Annotated in this window: 16 protein-coding genes; 8 read left to right on the top strand and 8 right to left on the bottom strand. The window is 71.7% G+C overall.

The annotated features are described in order from the left end of the window. Positions 1 to 40: 40 nt before the first annotated feature. The 5 genes from ACFYYF_RS37670 (at position 41) to ACFYYF_RS37650 (ending at position 6,737) form a co-directional block, all read left to right on the top strand. Positions 41 to 796 (top strand): TIGR03089 family protein, encoded by a 756-nt coding sequence (locus tag ACFYYF_RS37670; protein ID WP_361692778.1) that lies wholly within the window; start codon positions 41 to 43, stop codon positions 794 to 796. 174 nt (positions 797 to 970) lie between these two features. Then, positions 971 to 2,239, top strand: coding sequence for an LCP family protein (locus ACFYYF_RS37665; protein ID WP_361692775.1), 1,269 nt, complete (start codon positions 971 to 973; stop codon positions 2,237 to 2,239). 246 nt (positions 2,240 to 2,485) lie between these two features. Further along, positions 2,486 to 4,261, top strand: coding sequence for an LCP family protein (locus ACFYYF_RS37660; RefSeq protein WP_361692772.1), 1,776 nt, complete (start codon positions 2,486 to 2,488; stop codon positions 4,259 to 4,261). 119 nt (positions 4,262 to 4,380) lie between these two features. Continuing rightward, positions 4,381 to 6,111, top strand: a complete 1,731-nt coding sequence (locus ACFYYF_RS37655) for an LCP family protein (protein ID WP_388783055.1) — start codon at positions 4,381 to 4,383, stop codon at positions 6,109 to 6,111. A gap of 206 nt (positions 6,112 to 6,317) precedes the next feature. Beyond that, positions 6,318 to 6,737 (top strand): spore-associated protein A, encoded by a 420-nt coding sequence (locus tag ACFYYF_RS37650; protein WP_361692766.1) that lies wholly within the window; start codon positions 6,318 to 6,320, stop codon positions 6,735 to 6,737. Positions 6,738 to 6,845: 108 nt separating this feature from the next. Here ACFYYF_RS37650 and ACFYYF_RS37645 read toward each other — a convergent pair whose 3' ends face one another. Next, positions 6,846 to 7,877 carry a glycosyltransferase family 2 protein gene (locus ACFYYF_RS37645; protein WP_365495204.1) on the bottom strand — a complete coding sequence of 344 codons (1,032 nt, stop codon included), beginning with the start codon at positions 7,875 to 7,877 and terminating at the stop codon, positions 6,846 to 6,848. Positions 7,878 to 8,180: 303 nt separating this feature from the next. Between ACFYYF_RS37645 and ACFYYF_RS37640 the strand changes: the two genes are divergently transcribed. Then, entirely contained in the window at positions 8,181 to 9,545 is a 1,365-nt protein-coding gene (locus tag ACFYYF_RS37640) for an LCP family protein (protein ID WP_388783102.1), read from the top strand. Positions 9,546 to 9,583: 38 nt separating this feature from the next. Here ACFYYF_RS37640 and ACFYYF_RS37635 read toward each other — a convergent pair whose 3' ends face one another. Next, positions 9,584 to 10,132, bottom strand: a complete 549-nt coding sequence (locus tag ACFYYF_RS37635; RefSeq protein WP_361692759.1) for an acyl-CoA thioesterase — start codon at positions 10,130 to 10,132, stop codon at positions 9,584 to 9,586. Between the two features lie 118 nt (positions 10,133 to 10,250). Between ACFYYF_RS37635 and ACFYYF_RS37630 the strand changes: the two genes are divergently transcribed. Continuing rightward, positions 10,251 to 11,549, top strand: a complete 1,299-nt coding sequence (locus ACFYYF_RS37630; protein WP_361692756.1) for an LCP family protein — start codon at positions 10,251 to 10,253, stop codon at positions 11,547 to 11,549. 120 nt (positions 11,550 to 11,669) lie between these two features. On the opposite strand, the gene ACFYYF_RS37625 is transcribed toward ACFYYF_RS37630, so the two are convergent. The 5 genes from ACFYYF_RS37625 to ACFYYF_RS37605 all read right to left on the bottom strand — a co-directional run bounded on the left by ACFYYF_RS37625 (position 11,670) and on the right by ACFYYF_RS37605 (position 16,950). Then, positions 11,670 to 12,626: a hypothetical protein gene (locus ACFYYF_RS37625; RefSeq protein WP_388783051.1), complete on the bottom strand. Its 957-nt coding sequence runs from the start codon at positions 12,624 to 12,626 to the stop codon at positions 11,670 to 11,672. Beyond that, entirely contained in the window at positions 12,623 to 13,897 is a 1,275-nt protein-coding gene (locus tag ACFYYF_RS37620) for a PP2C family serine/threonine-protein phosphatase (protein WP_388783048.1), read from the bottom strand. The genes ACFYYF_RS37625 and ACFYYF_RS37620 overlap by 4 nt, the downstream gene beginning before the upstream one ends. A 250-nt stretch (positions 13,898 to 14,147) precedes the next feature. Then, entirely contained in the window at positions 14,148 to 14,813 is a 666-nt protein-coding gene (locus ACFYYF_RS37615) for a VWA domain-containing protein (RefSeq protein ID WP_361692747.1), read from the bottom strand. A 17-nt stretch (positions 14,814 to 14,830) separates the two neighbouring features. Then, the gene (locus ACFYYF_RS37610; RefSeq protein WP_361692744.1) at positions 14,831 to 15,310 is read right to left on the bottom strand and encodes a hypothetical protein; all 480 of its coding nucleotides are present in this window, start codon (positions 15,308 to 15,310) and stop codon (positions 14,831 to 14,833) included. Beyond that, complete coding sequence (locus tag ACFYYF_RS37605; RefSeq protein WP_388783043.1) at positions 15,307 to 16,950, bottom strand: methyl-accepting chemotaxis protein; 1,644 nt, start codon at positions 16,948 to 16,950, stop codon at positions 15,307 to 15,309. The genes ACFYYF_RS37610 and ACFYYF_RS37605 overlap by 4 nt, the downstream gene beginning before the upstream one ends. 204 nt (positions 16,951 to 17,154) lie before the next feature. On the opposite strand from ACFYYF_RS37605, the gene ACFYYF_RS37600 reads away from it, so the two are divergent. Then, positions 17,155 to 17,847, top strand: a complete 693-nt coding sequence (locus ACFYYF_RS37600; RefSeq protein ID WP_388783040.1) for a tellurium resistance protein — start codon at positions 17,155 to 17,157, stop codon at positions 17,845 to 17,847. A gap of 94 nt (positions 17,848 to 17,941) precedes the next feature. Here ACFYYF_RS37600 and ACFYYF_RS37595 read toward each other — a convergent pair whose 3' ends face one another. Beyond that, a complete protein-coding gene (locus tag ACFYYF_RS37595; protein ID WP_365495182.1) occupies positions 17,942 to 19,099 on the bottom strand; it encodes an acyl-CoA dehydrogenase in 1,158 nt (385 codons plus the stop codon). Positions 19,100 to 19,106 lie beyond the last annotated feature (7 nt).

Here is a 19,106-nt window from a genome sequence, read left to right as displayed (position 1 = left end):
CGGCCCGTGCCGCGCGCCGCCCCCGCGTACGCTTGCGCCCGTGAAAGCCACCGACCGCACCCCTGCCGACCTGCTGCGATCCGCGCTCTCCGAGGACCCCGCGCGTCCTTTGGTGACCTTCTACGACGACGCGACGGGCGAACGGGTCGAATTGTCCGTGGCCACCTTCGCCAATTGGGTGGCCAAGACCGCCAACCTGCTCCAGGGCGAGATGTCCGCCGAGCCCGGCGAGCGGGTCGCGCTGCTGCTGCCCGCGCACTGGCAGACGGCGGTGTGGCTGCTCGCCTGCTCCTCGGTGGGCGTCGTCGCGGATCTCGGCGGCGACCCGGCGGCCGCCGACCACGTGGTCGCGGGCCCCGGTCACTTCGACGCCGGGCTCGCCTGTTCCGGCGAGCGCGTCGCCCTCTCGCTCGCGCCGCTCGGTCGCCGTTTTCCGACGCCGCCGACGGGTTACGCCGACTACGCCGTCGAGGTGCCGAGCCAGGGCGACCGTTTCGCGCCGTACGCGCCGGTCGACCCGGAGGGGCGGGCCCTGATCGTCGCGGGGGCCGCGTACACGGGCGCGGAGGTCGTGGAGCAGGCCCGCGGCGACGCCCCCGGGCTGGATCTGACGGGCCCCGGTTCCCGCATCCTGTCGGCACTCCCGTACGACACCTGGGAGGGCGTGGCCGCGGGGCTGTACGCGCCGCTCGCGACCGGCGGATCCGTGGTGCTGTGCCGCAACCTCGGCAGTCTCGACGACGACGCGCTCGCCCGGCGGATCGAGAGCGAACGGGTGACCGCGACGGCCCGCTAGGGCGTACCGCCCGGAGAGCCGTCCGGGGCTGGTCCGGGGGCGGTCCGGGGGTGCCGTCGGCGCCGGGGCGTCCCCCGTTCGGCCCATCAGCGGCCCCCCTCGCCCGCCGCGCCGGGACATGGTCGTAGGAGCAGTGAGAAGCGCTCGTACGCCATGAGGGGTGGTGGTCCCGACGTGAGCGGCACCGCGGGCGGTCCCTCCGGAGGCCCGGAGGAGCGGAAGGCGGGAGCGCGGCCCACCGGGGCCGGGCGCCGGCGGCGGCGCTGGCTGCGCTGGACGGCGACCGGGGCGGCCGTGGTGGTCCTGGGCGCCGTGGCGGTCGGCTGGGCCGCCTACGAGAAGCTGAGCGGGAACATCACGGCCGACAACGACACGGCGGCCGAGCTCGCCCGGTACGAGAAGGAACGGCCCACCGCGCTGGTGCGCGACGCGCAGAACATCCTGCTGATCGGGTCCGACTCGCGCTCGGGGGCCGCGAACAAGAAGTACGGCCGCGACTCGGGGACGGAACGGTCCGACACCACGATCCTGCTGCACCTCTCGGCGAACCGGCACAGCGCGACCGCGGTGTCGCTGCCCCGCGACCTGATGGTGGACGTGCCGAGCTGCCGGCGCCCCGACGGCACCCGCACCGACCCCATGTTCGCGATGTTCAACTACGCCTTCGAGGTGGGCGGCTCGGCCTGCACGATCCGGACGGTCGAGAAACTCACGAACATCCGCGTCGACCATCACATGGTGGTGGACTTCCACGGCTTCAAGGACATGGTCGACGCGGTGGACGGCGTCGAGGTGTGCCTGTCCGCGCCGATCGACGACAAGGCGGCCAAGCTGCGGCTGCCCGCGGGCAAGGTCGTGCTCGACGGCGAGCAGGCCCTCGGCTACGTACGGGCCCGCAAGAGCATCGGCAACGGCAGCGACACCGACCGCATGGACCGCCAGCAGAAGTTCCTCGGCGCGCTGATCAGCAAGGTGCGCAGCGACGACGTCCTGCTCAACCCGACGAAGCTGTATCCGGTGCTGGACGCGGCCACCTCGTCGCTGACCACCGACCCCGGTCTCGCGAGCCTGCGCGGCCTGTATCAGCTGGCCCGGGGCCTCCGTGACATCCCGACCGAGGACATCCGGTTCCTGACCGTGCCCCGGACGTCCTACGTGCTCAACGCCAACCGTGATCAGCTCGTGAAGCCGGCGGCCGCCCGGCTCTTCGCGCGGCTGCGCGCGGACGAGCCCGTCGTGGTCGTGAAGGAACCGCCCGCGAGGCCGGCCCAGGGGCAGTCGCCGCATTCCGTGAGTCTGTACGGAAACTCCTTCCGCGACTACGAAGGGGAGTCGGCCGGCGACGGAATGTCGACGTCAATAGGAGTTGCCCGCTTCTCCGGCACCCCCGATCCGGCTCCGACTTTCCGCGGCAACACGGCCGCGCAGGACGCCTGCGGGTAAAGCGAGCCCCAAGGAGGGGAACAGCCGAGCTAAGAAGTCTCTGAAAATGGGGCGGATTGCCCGGTTGTAGGAAAGTTGAATTTGTCACGGCCGTCGCTGGACGCTGAACTGGGCGGATAGTGTGAGCGATCCGGTGCACCCGGCCACGAGGTCCGTCCTGGGGGTCGCGCACTGCTTGACCGAGACCCGAGCGCCTTTTGAGGGGGAAAGGGCGCCGCGTGGCCCCGACGGAGGATTCAGACAACCGTGGACGCGCAAGGCCGTGGGCGGGCGGACAACATCGACCCCGCAGACCAGTGGGTGCTCAACCCGAACACCGGTGAATACGAACTGCGACTGTCTCCTTCCGGAGCGCAATCGGGCGTGCCGCGGCCGCGGAGGGGCAACCCCTCGGCGGCGACGCGCACCCGCGGCGCGCCGGGCCGGGACCGCGCGGCGGCACCGGGACGGGAACGAGAAGCACCAGGACGGGACCGTGAGGCGCCCGGCCCCGACGTACCCGGGCCGCGCCGGCGGCGCGCCGAACCGCCGGAGCCCCTTCCCGGGCGGCGGCGCGGGCGCAACAAGCCGCCCAAGAAGTCGAAGGCGAAGAAGGTGCTGCTCTGGACGGGCGGCACCATGGCGCTGGTCCTGGTGGCCGTCACGGGCGCCGCGTACGCCTACCTCAAGCACCTCGAGGGCAACGTCAACACGACGGACGTCGGCAGCTCGGCCAAGAGCGGCTTCAGCAAGGACGAGGCCTTCAACATCCTCATCATCGGCACCGACAAGCGCACCGGTGCGGGCAACGAGGGGTACGGCGACAAGAACAGCGTCGGCCACGCCGACACGAACATCCTGCTGCACGTGTCGAAGGACCGGACGAACGCGACCGCGATGAGCATTCCGCGCGACCTCATCGTCGACATCCCGGAGTGCAAGTCGAAGCAGGAGGACGGCACCGAGGAGTCCATCGACCCCTCGACCGCCGCCCGCTTCAACACCAGCCTCGGGCAGGAGGGCCGCAACCCCGGCTGCACGATGGACACCGTCAAGGCGGTCACCGGGATCACGGTGGACCACTTCATGATGGCCGACTTCAACGCCGTCAAGACGCTGACCACCGCGGTCGGCGGTGTCGAGGTCTGTCTCGCCAAGGACGTCGACGACGACGACTCGCACCTCAAGCTCTCCGCCGGAAAGCACACCATCGAGGGCGAGCAGGCCCTGGCGTTCGTACGCACCCGGCACAGCTTCGGCAACGCGGGCGACCTCGACCGCATCAAGGTGCAGCAGCAGTTCCTGGGCTCCCTGATGCGCAAGATGAGCTCCAGCGACACCCTCACCAGCCCCACCAAGCTGTACAAGCTGGCCGAGGCCGCCACCAAGGCGCTCACCGTGGACACCGGCATCGGCAAGGTCAGCACGCTCAAGGACATGGCCCTGGAGCTGAAGAAGGTGCCGACGAAGAACATCACCTTCACCACGGTTCCGGTGAAGGACAACCCGGCCGAGAAGGGCTACCACGCGACGGTCGTGGTCGACGAGCCGCGGGCCGAGCCGGTCTTCGAGGCGATCAAGAACGACGTGTCCTTCACCGCGGTCAAGCAGAAGGCGAAGAAGGAGAAGGCCGCGGAGGCCGCGCGCCTCAAGGGCTCCCGCTCCGCCGCCTCCGACATCCGCGTCGACATCTACAACGGCGGGGCCGAGGCCGGCTCCGCACAGGAAACTCTTAACTGGCTGCAGAATGATGAGGGCGTGCTCAAGTCCAGCCAGCTGGGCAACGCCGACGAAACACTGAGCAAGACGACCCTGGAGTACTCTCCCGACCAGGCCGACCAGGCACGCAAACTGGCGGATCTCATGGGGCTGTCCGGCTCGGCGATGAAGCCCGGCAAGAGCGAGAAGAACTCACAGGGGCTGCCCGCGATCGTGCTGACCCTGGGCAAGGACTTCAAGGGCGCCGGTGTGCCTTTGACCGCTGCGACGAAGGCGCCGGACGTGGAGAAGTCCACGGCGGACAAAACAGTGTGCGCGAAGTGACCTAGCGGGTCCGTCAGGCGTCCTACAGGGCGCGAGCGGCCTGCGGCCGGGCGTGGGAACGCCCGGCCGCAGGCCCGACGGACCCGTTTGTCAGGCGCAGGGTGGGGAGAGGCTGGGAGATGGCGCAAAGCAGTGTGCGCGGGGAGGGAGCACGACCACGTGTCCCGCAGGCCGGCGAACTGGGCTGGGACGACAGTATGTACGGCGAGGACGGCGAGTCCGTTCACACCGCGGGCGATGTCCGTACCCTGCCCGACGCCGACGGCACGGGTCCGGCCGACGGTGCCGTGCCCGGCCCCAAGGGGCGGGGTCCGCACGACGGGGACGACGGCGGACGGCGCGGGAGAGCGGGCCGCCCCCGGCGCAGACGCCGAATACTGCGCTGGTCGGCGATGGTGCTGTCGGTCCTGATACTCGGCACCGCCGGTGCCGGATATCTCTACTACCGGCACCTGAACAACAACCTCAAGCACGACGACCTGAACATCGGCGACGCGAAGGACCGCGCCGCGAAGACGAAACCGAACGCGGCGGGCCAGACCCCGCTGAACATCCTGCTCATCGGTTCGGACGCCCGGAACTCCACCGAGAACCAGAAGCTCGGCGGCGCCAGGGACACCTTCGACACCCCGGCCCGCGCGGACGTCCAGATGCTGCTGCACCTGTCGGCGGACCGCACCAACATGTCGGTCGTGAGCATGCCTCGCGACACCCTGCTGCAGATACCCAAGTGCACGGACCCGAAAACCGGTAAGTCCTACGCGGCGAGCACGTCGCTGACGATGACGAACGACTCACTGGGCCGCGGCGGCCCCGGCTGCACGGTCGCGACCTGGGAGAAGCTGACCGACATCCACATCGACCACTTCATCATGGTCGACTTCGCGGGTGTGGTGTCGATGGCCGACGCGATCGGCGGCGTCCCCGTCTGTGTGGACGCCAACATCTACTCGCACACCTCCACCGGTCACGGCTCGGGGCTCAAGCTCGAGAAGGGCACGACGTCCGTCAAGGGCAAGCAGGCCCTGCAGTGGCTGCGCACGCGGTACGGCTTCGAGGACGGCAGCGACATCGGCCGGACCAAGGCCCAGCACCAGTACATGAACTCGATGGTGCGTCAGCTCCGTGAGAACGCCACGCTGAGCAACCCGGGCAAGCTGCGCAGCCTCGCCGAGACGGCCACCAGCGCGCTGACCGTCGACCAGGACCTGGGCTCGGTCACCAAGCTCTACGACCTCAGCAAGGAACTGAAGAAGGTCCCCACCAAGCGCATCACCATGACCACCATGCCGTGGGTGTACTCCAGCGACGGCAACCGGGTGCTGCCCAAGCCGACGGACGCGGACAAGGTCTGGCGGCTGCTGCGCGAGGACATCGCGCTGGACGGCAAGGACAAGAAGAAGGCCAAGGAGAGGACCTCCTCGGATCCGGCCGCCGCGGACGACAAGATCGCGGTGCAGGTGCAGAACGGCACCCGCACCAGCACGCTCGCCCCGGTCCCCGGCCGCGCGAGCGCGGTGAGCGAACTGCTCGTCGGCGCGGGGTTCACGCAGGCGAAGGCCGACCCGACGACGTCGACGTCGGAGGACGCCACGGTGATCCGCTACCCGAGCGCCGATCTGGAGGGCGACGCCCTGCGGCTCGCCAAGGCCCTCGGGATCTCGTCGCACGCGGTGGAGAAGTCCGCGGACGTCTCCGGGGTCACACTCGTCGTCGGCGCCGACTGGCGGGACGGCACGACGTACAAGGCGCCCGAGGACGACGACACGGCACCCGAGTCGGCGAAGCTCGACAAGGGCGCGGACACCAAGGCGTGCATGCACGTCGACCCGTCCTACACCTGGTCGTAGAACCGGCGGACGGCAAAGCACGCGCGGGCCCCTCTCGAAGCCGGGAGGGGCCCGCGCATGTGTGAGGGGCGATGCGCGAAGGGCCCCTCCGCCGCGGCGCGTTCGCGGTGACGCAGCTCACGCCGGCCCGAGTTGTCCGCCGGGCACCCCTTCATTCATGATCATCTTTCGTTCGAAGGTGACCTGATGGAGGATCAATCATGAGCATGGGCAAGCGACTTGGCTCCGCGACGGCCGTCCTCGGCCTCACCGCCGCGGGAATGATCGCCGCCACCGGCAGCGCCGAGGCCGCGGCCGCCTACAACGGCGCCTGCGGGTCCGGATACAGCGTGGTCGGCTCCAAGGACGTCGGCGACGGCAAGGCCTTCATCACGTACAGCAGCGCCACCGGCTACAACTGCGTCGTCACCGTCAACGACAACCCGGGAACGTCGACGTATCTGGACGCCCGGCTGCGGATCCACCGGACCGACACCGTGTGGAAGGCGAGCGAGAAGGACGCCGGCACCTACAGCTCGTACGCGGGCCCCGTGTACGTGTACGCCGCCCACTCCTGCATCGACTACGGCGGCTCCGCCGGCAACGCGAGCTACATCCAGATCGACTACGGCGTCCACTGCGGCTGACGGACGCGTCCACGGCCGCCGGGCGGCCCGTGAACGGATCAGGGCCTCCTCACCGGCTCAGGCACACGCGATCGCCCGAGCCGGTGAGGAGGCCCTTTTCGATGCTTCCTAGTTCGTCGCGCCGACGACCGCCGGGCGCCGGGACGCGATCACCTTCCTGGCCAGGGACCTGGGGCTCGTCAGGAAGCCCCAGCCCCACGACATGTGCATCGTCGCGAGCGCCACGGGGATCTGCAGCCGGGCCTTCGCCGGCAGGCCCTTGCCCGCGGGCAGCGAGCCGAGCGTGATGGCCGCCAGGTAGCCGGCCGGGACGACGAAGCCCCAGGGGGTCAGCGCCGCGCCGACGACCACGCCCGCCGCGATCGCGCAGACGGCGGCCGGGGGCGCCAGGTAGCGCAGGTTGATGGAGCCCTCGTGGTAGCGGGCGACGACGTGCCGCCAGCGGCCGTAGTCCTTGTACTGCTTGGCGAGCGCCCTGACGGACGGCCTCGGACGGTACGACACCTTCAGCTCGGGCGAGAACCAGATCAGCCCGCCGGCCTCACGGATGCGGAAGTTCAGCTCCCAGTCCTGGGCGCGGATGAACTCCTCGTTGTAACCGCCCTGCTGCTCCAGCGCCTCGCGCCGGAACACCCCGAGGTACACGGTCTCGGCCGGGGCCGCCGCGCCGCCCGTGTGGAAGGCGGCGTTGCCCACGCCGATCTTCGACGTCATGGCGGCCGCGACGGCGTGCTCCCAGTCGTTCTCGCCCTCGGCGTGCATGATGCCGCCGACGTTCTGCGCGCCGGTCTCCTCCAGGAGCCGCACCGCGGTGGCGATGTAGTTCGGGGAGAGCATGCCGTGCCCGTCGACCCGCACGACGACGGGGTGCCGGGACGCCTTGATCGCGGCGTTCAGCGCCGCGGGCGTCCGGCCGGTCGGGTTCGGCACCGTGTGGACCCTCGGGTCCTCGCGGACGAGTTCGGCCGCGATCTCGTCCGTCCGGTCCGTGGAGGGACCGATGGCGATCACGACCTCCATCTCGCCGTCGTACTCCTGCGCCAGGATCGCTTGGACGGCGCCGCGCAGATGCCGCTCCTCGTTGAGGACGGGCATGATCACAGATACGGCGGGGGACCGCACGTCAGACTTCTCGCTCATCGGCGCTCACGTTACCGCGAACGGGGGACACGGTCGCGCGCCGCCCGGCGTAAGGACCGGGCCGCAGATCGTATCGGCCTACCGTGCTCACGGATCCCCACGCCAGCGGAACGCGGCTCCGTCCGGCCCGCGGAACGCTTCCCTCCCCTGTCCCGCCTCGCGGAGGTGTTCCCCTTGCCCACGCCGCCCCGCTCCCCCGTCCGCCCCCAGCGCCCCCCGCGGCCGTCCCCCGCACGGCGCCCGGTCCGGCGCAACGACGGACGCCCCGTGCGCCCAGTACGGCGCAGGCGGCCACGCTGGGCCATGCGGGCGCTGACCACCGTCTCCGTGGTGGTCCTCGCCTCGGCGGGCATCGGGCACGCGGTGCTGAGCAGCCTGGACGCGGACATCGCCCGGGTCGACCCGTTCAAGGACATGAAGAACCGCCCCGAGGGCGGGAACGGCATGAACCTGCTGATGGTCGGCACCGACGGCCGGGACAAGGTCACCGAGGCGGAGCGGCGGAAGTACCGGCTCGGCGGCGCGCCCTGCCACTGCACCGACACGGTCATGATCGTGCACATCTCGGAGGACCGGGAGCGCGCCAGCATCGTCAGCCTGCCGCGCGACTCCTACGCCGAGGCGCCCGCGCACACCGACGCGGTCACCGGCAAGCGGCACGGTGCCCACGCCCTCAAGCTGAACGCGGCGTACGCGGAGGGCGGCCCGACCCTGACCGTGCGGACCGTCGAGAACATGACGCACGTGAAGATCGACCACTATCTGGAGGTCGACTTCACCAGCTTCATGAAGACGGTCGACGTTCTCGGGGGCGTCCACATCTGCACCGCACAGCCGCTGAAGGACCGCTACACCGGCCTCGACCTGGCGGCGGGACCGCATCTGCTGGGCGGCGGTCAGGCCCTCCAGTACGTACGGTCCCGGCACACCGACGGCTCCTCCGACCTCGGCCGGATGAAGCGCCAGCAGCGCTTCCTGGCCTCTCTCGTCTCCCAGGCCACGTCGTCCGGGGTGCTGCTGAACCCGATGAAGTTCCGGGACGTGACGCGGGCGGTGCTGGGATCGGTGCGGGCCGACAAGGGGTTCGGCACGGACGAGCTGCTGGACCTGGGCCGTGCGATGCGGAACTTCTCCCCCTCGTCGTCCGAGTTCACGACCGTGCCGATCGGACAGGTCGCCTATCCCGTCAAGGGCATCGGCTCGACCGTGAAGTGGGACGAGACGAAGGCGCGGAGGCTGTTCCAGGAGCTGCGCGAGGACAAACCGCTCGCGGCTCCCCGGGCGCCGCGGCCGAAGGCGGTCCGGGTCGCGGTGGCCCCGCAGCAGATCCGGGTCCAGATCGAGAACGGGACCTCCACGACGGGGCTCGGCAAGCGGGTCGACGGCGCCCTCGCCGCCACCGGGTTCCGCACGACGGGCCGGCCCACGACGGGCCACGGCGCGGCGGTCCGGCGCACCGTCGTCGCGTACGACCCCCGCTGGGACCGCTCGGCGAAGTCCCTCTCGGCCGCGCTGCCCGGCTCCGAACTGCGCGCCGTCCCCGGGCAGGGCCCCCTGCTGAAGGTGATCGCCGGCGCCGACTTCAGACGGGTGACCCGGGTCCAGGCCGAGGACGCCACCCAGGGCGAGTCCGGGGTGGTCACGGGAGACCAGGTGGTCTGCCCCTGACCCCACCCGGCCCCGGATGCCCGCCGACGGTTGCGTGCCTAGTCGTCCAGGCCTTCCGCCGCGCGCTTCTCGCGGAGTTCCATGATCGCGCGGCGGCGGGCCAGCCGGTGGGTGCGGCGGATCTGCGCCTCCTGGAAGCGGCGCTCGTCACGCTCGGTCTCGGTGATGACCGGCGGAACCCGGCGCGGCTTGCCGTCGGCGTCGACGGCGGCGAAGACGAGGTAGGCCGAACCGACCTGCTGCGGCGGGGTGGACTCGTTCCAGCGCTCGGCCAGGACCCGCACACCGACCTCCATCGAGGTCCGGCCGGTCCAGTTGACCTGGGCCTTCACATGGACCAGGTCGCCGACGCGGACGGGTTCGAGGAAGGCCATCTCGTCCATCGACGCGGTGACGGCGGGCCCGCCCGAATGCCGCCCCGCCACAGCGCCCGCCGCGTCGTCGACGAGCTTCATGATCACTCCACCGTGCACCGACCCCAGAAGGTTCGTGTCGTTGTGGGTCATGATGTGGCTGAGGGTGGTCCTGGACGCGGAGGTCGGCTTGCCCGGGATGTCGTTTTCCGGGTTGGGGGCCTGGTCTGTCATGTCCTCCACCTTATGCCGGGCGCGCGGCGGTCGATTTGCATCAGCTCTGCAACAGGCGTGACCCAGATCTCCCTGCTCTCTTGTAAGAGCCCTGGTGGAGAGCTGCACACTGGTCCGCATGAATGATTGGCCCGACGGGTGGTCCGACGACAACCGCAGCAACCGCTACGGACGCGGCAGCGCAGGCGCACAGCCTGAGAGCGCCCGCGTCATGCGCCAGGTCCGCCGTGGACCCGCCGCACCCGCCCCGGGCCAGGGCGCGCCGCCGTACGGCGGCGGGGTACCCCGGCAGCCCTCCTACGTCGACGGCCAGGGCTACGACGAAGGCCAGGGCTACGACGACGGGTACGACTCCGGCTACAACACCGGCCACGTGTACGGGAACGGCCCCGGCGGTCCGCAGGGCCCCGGCGGGGACGGCACCTACCCGCGGCGCCCCGCGCCGAACTGGCGGCGCCGGATCAAGTGGACCGCGATCACGCTGGTCACCGCACTGGTCGTGGTCTCCGTCGGAACGTACTTCTGGGCCGACTCCAAGCTCCACCGTGACGTGGATCTCTCCAAGGTCATCGACCGGCCGGAGACCGGCGAGGGCACGAACTACCTGATCGTCGGTTCCGACAGCCGCGCCGGCATGTCCGACGAGGAGAAGAAGAAGCTCCACACCGGCTCCGCCGAGGGCAAGCGCACGGACTCGATGATGATCCTGCACACCGGCAGCAACGGCTCCACGCTGCTCTCGCTGCCGCGTGACTCGAACGTCACGATCCCGAAGTTCCAGGGCTCCGAGTCCGGCAAGATCAAGGGCCCGCTGGGCGCGAACAAGCTGAACGCGGCCTACGCCTTCGACGGTCCCACGCTCCTGGTCAGGACCATCGAGTACAACACCGGCCTGCACATCGACCACTACGTGGAGATCGGCTTCGCCGGGTTCGCGGGCATAGTCGACGCGGTCGGCGGTGTGGAGATGACCCTCGACCAGGGCTTCAAGGACAAGTACTCCGGTGCCGACTTCAAGGCGGGCAAGCAGACGCTGAACGGCGAGCAGGCCCTCGCCTTCGTCCGCACCCGGCACGCCTTCGCCGCCTCGGACCTGCAGCGCACCAAGAACCAGCAGAAGTTCCTGGCCGCCCTCGCCCACCAGGTCGCGACCCCCTCGACGGTCCTGAACCCGTTCAAGCTCTACCCGACGATGGGCGCGGGCCTGGACTCGCTGGTCGTCGACAAGGACATGAGCCTGCTCGACCTGGCCGACATGTTCTGGGCCATGAAGGGCGTCACCAGCGGTGACGGCACGTCCATGAACATGCCGATCTCCGGTTCCGTCGGCGGCAACCTCGTCTGGGACAAGGCGAAGGTCAAGACCCTGGTGGACGAGCTCAAGAACGACGAGAAGGTCACGGTGACGGGCAACTGACCCGCCACCGGCCGCCGGCGACGGCGGCCTGACCCTCCGCCCCGCCTTCACCGGCGCGCCCGGCCCGGCATCGCACGGGCCACCGACCCACCGGCACCGCCTCCTCGCGGTGACGGTGGGTCATGTGCGTGACGGGCGCAGGGTGATGCGGCCCCGGGTGCGCGGGCCGTCGAACTTCGAGCGGTCGACGGCCGGCCGCGGGGCCGGTTCAGCGGCCAGGAGACGGATCGTGTCGCGGCCCGCCAGCGCCGCGTACCACTGGGCCAGGTGGGGACGGGTGCCCCGGGGACCCGACGCCTGCGCCCAGAGGTCCCGGACCGCGTCGGCCCGCCGGTCGTCGAGGACGCCGGACAGCGGCCTCAGCGGCTCGCCCGGCGTCACGTAGGCGTCCTGGCTCACGACACGGCCCACCACCAGAGCCGCCTTGTAGCGGTCGCTGTCAACCGTGGCGGTGCCGGCGGCGGCCAGCGGGTCGTGCCAGTCGGGGGTGTCCGCCTGTTCCAGGACCGGGGGCCGCCCGGTCATGCGGACGCCGTCGCAGTCCAGGAGATACGGGGCCGGTGCGGGCCGGACGGTCCACAGCACGTTCGCGTGGGACACGTCACCAACGACGAGACCCAGGGAGTGCAGCCACCGGAACAGTCCGAGGACGGCCACGAGCAGCGCGAAACGCTCGGCCGGCGAGGGCTGCGCGACGGTCTGCCAGGCCGGTCTCGGCGGCCGGAGCAGATAGGACAGGTCGGTCAGCCGGGTCTCGCCGCGCGAGGTCCGCCAGGTCATGGAGTCCGGCGCGCGCCGCATCAGGAAGCCGGTCGCCCTGCCGCCGTCCACGACCCGGCACAGCGGCCAGGCCGTCTCCCGGTCCAGGCGCTCGCGTTCGGCCGGGGCGAGCCCCTGGCGCAGCGCGACGAGCGCCGCGAGTTCCCCGCCGTCGGCCTTCCCCGGCTCGCGATAGCTCTTGTACAGCAGCCGGCCGGGACCGGCGACGTCGTACACCTCGCCCTGGCCCCCGTCGCCGACGCGGGCGCCGAGGGCGAGCGAGCCGAGCGTCACGTCGGCGCCGTCGTCGGCGCTCACGGCACGGCCTCCCACAGGACGACGGCGGTGCGGTCGTCGTCGTACGACTTCACCCGGTACTGGAGCTGCCACAGGAAGTCGGCCGGTGCCGGCGCCGCTCCCCGTCCCCATCCCGAGGCCAGGAACTCCCGCATCTCCGCGTCCCCCGCGAGCGGCGTGGACAGGCCGTCCGTGCACAGCACGAGGACGTCGCCGGGCAGGGCCGGGGCGAGGAGCAGGGCGCGGGCGCGGTGGACGTGCGGCAGGGCGGCGGTACGGGTGTCGATCATTCCGTCGCCTTCGTGCTCGGGATCGGTCAGGGACAGGTTCCACTCCCCGGCGCGCAGCAGCGCCGTGCCGCCGTCGCCGACGGCCAGGAAGCCCCGGGTGCGCACCCGGGGATCGAGCGGCACGAGCAGGGCACGCAGCGTGGTGGCGTACGCGGCGGGGTCGTCGCCGTGTTCGCGGGCGCGGTGCGCGAGCAGCGTGGCGATCCGGCCGACGGCGGTGTCCACCAGGGCGGCGAACCCCGGCCGGTCGCCCGCGCGCACGGCCTCCGCGAGGTCGGCGGACACGGCGTCCAGTTCCATCGCGGCGAGCCGGCAGGCCTCCTGGGAGCCGACGTGCGAGCGGGGCGCCGATCCCACGCCGTCCGCGACCGCGAGCAGCAGCAGCCCGTCCGGGCCGGGCGCGCCGAGGCGCACCACGGCCAGCGAGTCCTGGCGCGGCTCGCCCTGATAGCGGTGCGAGTCGCCGCGCACCGAAGCCGCCCGCACCGTCAGGGTGTCGTACCCGGCGCCGTCCACGACCATGTCGGGCGTCAGCGCCGCGGTCGGGTCCTCCCGGACCGAGGGAAGCTCCCGGGGCTCGGGGGCGTACAGCGGGGGCTTGGGACCGGAGTGGTGCGGCGCGCCGAGCACGGGGACGGCTCCGGTGCGCGCGGCGGGCTCCTCGTACGGCGAAAGCTGCGCAGGGGCGTGCGGTGACGGCGGTACGGGGGCGGGTGAGGGCTGCCGCACCGGCAGCGGCTGCTGTACGAGGCCGGGCATGGGGAACGGCGGTGTGGGCGCCGGCTCGTACGGCGAGGGCGACGAGGGTGAGGGCTGCCGGTCGGGACCGTACGACACGGGGGTCGGTCCGGCGGCGTGCGCGGCGGACGCCGTCCCGGGCACGGCGGCGGGCGCCCCGGACTCCGGCTGGTCGGTGAAGAACAGGTCGACGCTCTGCTGCCAGGTCTCGTCCAGCGGGTCGGGCTCCCGCGCGTCCGGCCAGCTGAAGTCCGCTCGTGGCATGCCGTGTTGACACCCGTCGAGCTGCCCCACGCCGGGCTGCCCCGCGTCCGGCCTCCCCGCGTTCAGTCGTCCCGCGTCCGGTCGTCCGGGGTCCAGCTGTCCGGCGTCCGGTCGTCCCGCGTCCGGTCGTCCGGGGTCCGGTCGTCGCTGCTCCGCCCGGGGCGTTTCCTCCCGCCCCGTCTCCGCCCGGCGCGGCTCCGGCTCACGCATCCGTCCCGCGCGGTTCATGTCGTTCTCCATCGGGGCGACCTCACAGCTTGTCGAGCGAGACGAGGGAGAAGCCGGGCACGGTGTCGTCGACGGCCAGCGTGAACCCGTTGCCGCCGTTCGCGCCGATGCTCCCGGCGGACCGGACGATCGACCGGGTGAGACTGGAGGCGAACTCGCGCAGCGCCTGCGCCGGTGACACCGAGGAGTCCTTCTGCATGAACGCCCGGAAGTTCGCGACGCGGGCGATCGTCGACTCCTGCGCCTCGCCGATGCCGAAGGCGATGATCTTCGGGCAGAACCGTGACTGGGTGACCTCCTTGTACGCCTGGTCCCAGTCCGGGTCGGTGGGAATGCCGTCCGAGAGGAAGAAGACCACGGGGCGGTACACCTCGTGGCCCTCCGCCTTCAGACCCGCCACATCCGCCTCGACGCAGCGCAGCAGGGTGCGGAACGCGTCGCCGTACGAGGTGAGGCCGCCCGCGGCGAGCGCGGGGACCGAGTCGATGTCGCCGAGGTCGACGAGCGGCTGGAGCACGGTGGCGGTGTCGGAGAAGCCGATCAGGCAGAAGCGCGTCTTGTCGGCGACGGTCGGGTTGGTGCTGATCTCGTGGTGCAGGTCCGGGAGCGCGCCGTTGATGGCGTCGATCGGCTCGCCGATCATCGACCCGGACTCGTCGCAGAGCAGGTAGAAGGGCAGGATCTGCAAGGTCTCGTACCTCCGGGTCAGTACGTGTAGAAGTAGATCTCGATGTCGGCGTGCCCCGGGGAGGCTCCGCCTTTCCAGAAGTCGCGGGTGGTGGCGGCGCGGAACATGTCCGGACGGGCCTTCTCCAGCAGGGCGTTGACCTCGTGGGCGTAGCGGCCTCCGGCACCCGGGTCGGTGTGCCGTCCGAAGGTCAGCACGAAGGCGGCCTGCCGGCCGCGATAGCGCGCGGTCGCGGCGCGCAGCCCGCGCACGATGCCCTCGTCGTCGCCGGCCGCGGCGTCGACGGCCACCCGGACCGGGGTGCGGACCACCGCCCGGGGGCCGGTGTGCCGCGGCTTCTTCGCGGTCGCCGAGGCCGAGGACGAGGAGCCGGGGCGCTTCTCGGCGGCCTGCGGGTCTCCCTGGTCGCCCATGGCCACCAGGGCGAGGACGAGCAGCATGTCCGCGAACAGCCAGCCCGCCATGTGCAGGGGCTGGAACCTTCCGCCGCGTTTCATCGGGCCTCGGTCAGGGGCGGCACGGGAGGCAGCGGCGGGGGCCGGCGACGGGGGTCGGGCCGTGCGGACCCGGGGTGGCCCGGGTCATCGGAGGGCGGCCCGAACCGGCCTGCGGGAGGGTCGGCCTGCTCCACGGGCGCCCCGAACCGGTCCGAGGGAGCGTGGCCCCCGTCGTCGGAGGGAGCGTGACCGGCGTCGGCGGCGGAGGCACGACCCACGTCGGGGGATCGGCCATGCCCGTGGGCCTGCCCACCCCCCGACCAGCCCCCCGCCTGCCCTGTCCGGGTCGCCCGGCTCGCCGGGCCGCCCGCCTGGCCTGCCTGATTCGCCAGGCTTGCCCGGCCGCCCGCCTGACTTGCCTGGCCTCCCGCCTGGTCCACGTGACCGACCGCCTGGCCCGCCTGCCCTGCCCGGGCCGTCCGGCCCGTCCCGCTCGTCCGGTCTGTGCGGTCCGCCCGGTCCGTCGGGTCCGCCTGGGCCGGAGGGCCGAAGTGCGTGGGGCCGCCCGTCCTCAACTCGGCCACGAGTCGGGCGAACTCGTCGGCGACCGCTCGCAACGCACCGCTCTGGGCGCCCAGTTCACGCACCGCGTGCTGGGACTCCGCGACCGCGCGGGCCGTGTCCTCGGCCACCTCGCCGAACCGGCCCAGGAGTTGGGCCGAGACGTCCGACGTCACCTCGATACCGGTGGCGTAGGCCCGCTGGGACGCGGCCAGCACGGTGACCGACTCCTCGACACGGTCACCGGCGCCGTGGACGGCGAGCCGCACCTCACCGCTCGCCTCGCGCACGTCGTCGAGCGCCTGACGGACCCGCGCCCCGCCGTCGCTGACGGCGGCCTCGACACGGCCCACCGCGATCTCCAGGGGCTTGACGGACGTGTCGACCCCGGACAACGCGCGCTCCGCGCCGTGGACCGCCTCCCCGACGGCCGAGGCCGCCGCCGTCAGCTCCTTGTGGACCCGGACCGCCTTGTCACCCAGCCGCCTGAGCGTCGCGGCGGACTCGGTGAGCTCGGCGGCGAAGCGCTGCGGGGAACTCGACCGCTGCCCGTTCAGCACGAGCTGGGCGCGGGTCAGCACCGGGACGAGCGCCGCCATCAGCTCCTCGCGGCCGCGGCCGTCGCCCTCCTCGCGGCGGGTGACGGCGGACCGCCGCAGACCGTGCACGAGCACCAGCGAGAAGAGCAGCGCGATGGCGACGGTGGCGCTCATCGCCACATGGCCGAAGGTGAAGGCGCCGGTGAGGTGTCCCTCGAAACCGGACTGCCAGAGCTGGAGGAACGGCCGGGAGGCGGCCCTCGGTTCCGCGCCCGTCAGCGCCCCGTACGCGCTCGACGCCCGCGTCAGGCCGTACCAGGTGAGCATCAGCGGCACGAAGACCAGCGCGCCCAGCGCCCCTTCGGCGTAGGACCAGACCGGGTGCTCCCCGCCGCCGGGCGTCCGCAGGCTCTCGGGGCGGGCGTAGGTGGCGAGGAGGTCGAGTTCGGACCACGGGTCCAGCTCGGCGGCGTCCTGGTTCCGCAGGGCCGCCGCGAGCGCGGTCAGTTCTTCCTTCCGGGTCCCGAGCGCCGGCCGCTGCGCGAGCTCCTCGATGCTCTGCGCGATCACATGACGGTCCATCAGGGCGCCTGACGGCATGCCCACCCCCACAACACGACGGACGCGGGGGCGCCTCGACGGCGACCCTGGATCCCCACCCGTGTCACGTGCCGCCGCGTCCCCCGCCGGTTCACACGCACCGGACGTGCGACCGAGGGCACAGAGAGTACTCCAGCGGACACGCTCCGCGCATAAACTCGCGACACCCGCCACTCTCCCGGACGGCGGTGCGAGGGGGACGAGTTGAGCAACGACGAACGCCGACGAGCGACCATCCGCCTGAGGCCCGCGCCCGGTGCCCGGTCCGGGGAGGGCGCGTGGCGCGCGACGCCCGAGGCCCGTGAGGTGCCGCGGCTTCCCGCCGCGCGGGCCGAGACGAGGCTGACCAGGTCGGCGCCGCGGGCCCGCATCACGGGGCGCGGCGTCCTTCAGGTGAACCTCAACCGGCCGCCGGGCACCGGGGCGGACCTGGACCTCGGCTGCATGGCCGCGTACACGGACGGCACCTGCGCGGCCGTACAGCCGCTGGGGAACACCTTCGGCTCCCTGTCGCGATGGCCGTACATGGCACTCGACCAGGACGACCGTACGGGCGCGTCCGCGGACGGCGAGACGGTCCGGGTCGACCTGGAACGGCGCGAGCTCTTCCGGCGGCTGCTCTTCCACGTCTACGTGTACAGCGGCGCCGTCGATTTCCGGAGCCTGGGCGCCACGGCCACGGTGACCGCCCCGTCAGGGGGTTTCAGCATCGCCCTCGACGACTCTCCCGAGGGCGCGACGGGCTGCGCCATCGCCCTGGCCACCCCCGCGGAGGGCGGCCTCACCGTCAGCCGCGAGGTCCGCTGGTTCACCGGCACCCCGCGGCACTCGGTGCAGGAGCAGATGGACAGCGCCTACGGGTTCGGTCTCACGTGGGTCCGGATGCGAAAGGACTGATCATGAACGAAAGCGGCAAGCGGCGCACTGATCACAAACGAAAGGTGAGAGGCGCGCCGCGCGCCTCTCACCTTCACCGCCGTCGGACGGCGTACTACGGCAGGTTCCTCGCCATGACGATGCGCTGGACCTGGTTCGTGCCCTCATAAATCTGCGTGATCTTCGCGTCGCGCATCATGCGCTCGACCGGGTAGTCGCGGGTGTAGCCGTAGCCGCCGAGGAGCTGGACGGCGTCCGTGGTGACCTCCATGGCGACGTCCGAGGCGAAGCACTTGGCGGCGGCGCCCTGGAAGGTGAGGTCCTTGTCGCCGCGCTCCGACTTGGCGGCGGCCGCGTACGTGAGCTGGCGGGCGGCCTCGATCTTCATCGCCATGTCGGCGAGCATGAACTGGATGCCCTGGAAGTCGGCGATCGCCTTGCCGAACTGCTTGCGCTCCTGGACGTAGCCCTTGGCGTAGTCGAGGGCGCCCTGGGCGACACCGAGGGCCTGGGCCGCGATGGTGATGCGGGTGTGGTCCAGGGTCTTCATGGCGGTCGCGAAGCCGGTGCCCTCCTCGCCGATCATGCGGTCGGCGGGGATGCGGACGTTGTCGAGGTAGACCTCGCGGGTCGGGCTGCCCTTGATGCCGAGCTTCTTCTCGGGGGCACCGAAGGACACGCCCTCGTCGGACTTCTCGACGACGAACGCGCTGATGCCCTTGGAGCGCTTCGTCGGGTCGGTCACCGCCATGACCGTGTAGTACTCGGAGACGCCCGCGTTCGTGATCCAGCGCTTCACGCCGTTCAGGACCCAGTAGTCGCCGTCGCGGACGGCGCGCGTCTTCATGCCGGCCGCGTCCGAACCGGCGTCCGGCTCGGAGAGGCAGTACGAGAACATGCCGTCGCCCTTGGCGAGGGGGCTCAGGTACTTCTTCTTCAGGTCCTCGGAGCCGGAGAGGATCACCGGCAGCGAGCCCAGCTTGTTCACCGCGGGGATCAGGGAGGAGGACACGCAGACGCGGGCCACCTCCTCGATCACGATGACCGTCGCGAGGGCGTCGGCACCGGCGCCGCCGTACTCCTCGGGGACGTGCACGGCGTGCAGGTCGTTCGCGACCAGGGCGTCCAGCGCCTCCTGCGGGAAGCGGGCTTCCTCGTCCACCGCGGCGGCGTACGGCGCGATTTTCGCCTCGGCCAGCGAGCGGATCGCGTCCCGGAGCATGTCGTGCTCCTCGGACGGGCGGTACAGGTCGAAATCAGCCGATCCGGCCAAGGTCTCT

It is taken from the genome of Streptomyces sp. NPDC001914 (genome assembly GCF_042891215.1).
In the GTDB taxonomy this organism is placed as follows: domain Bacteria; phylum Actinomycetota; class Actinomycetes; order Streptomycetales; family Streptomycetaceae; genus Streptomyces.
This window is presented reverse-complemented; position numbering and strand designations above follow the sequence as displayed.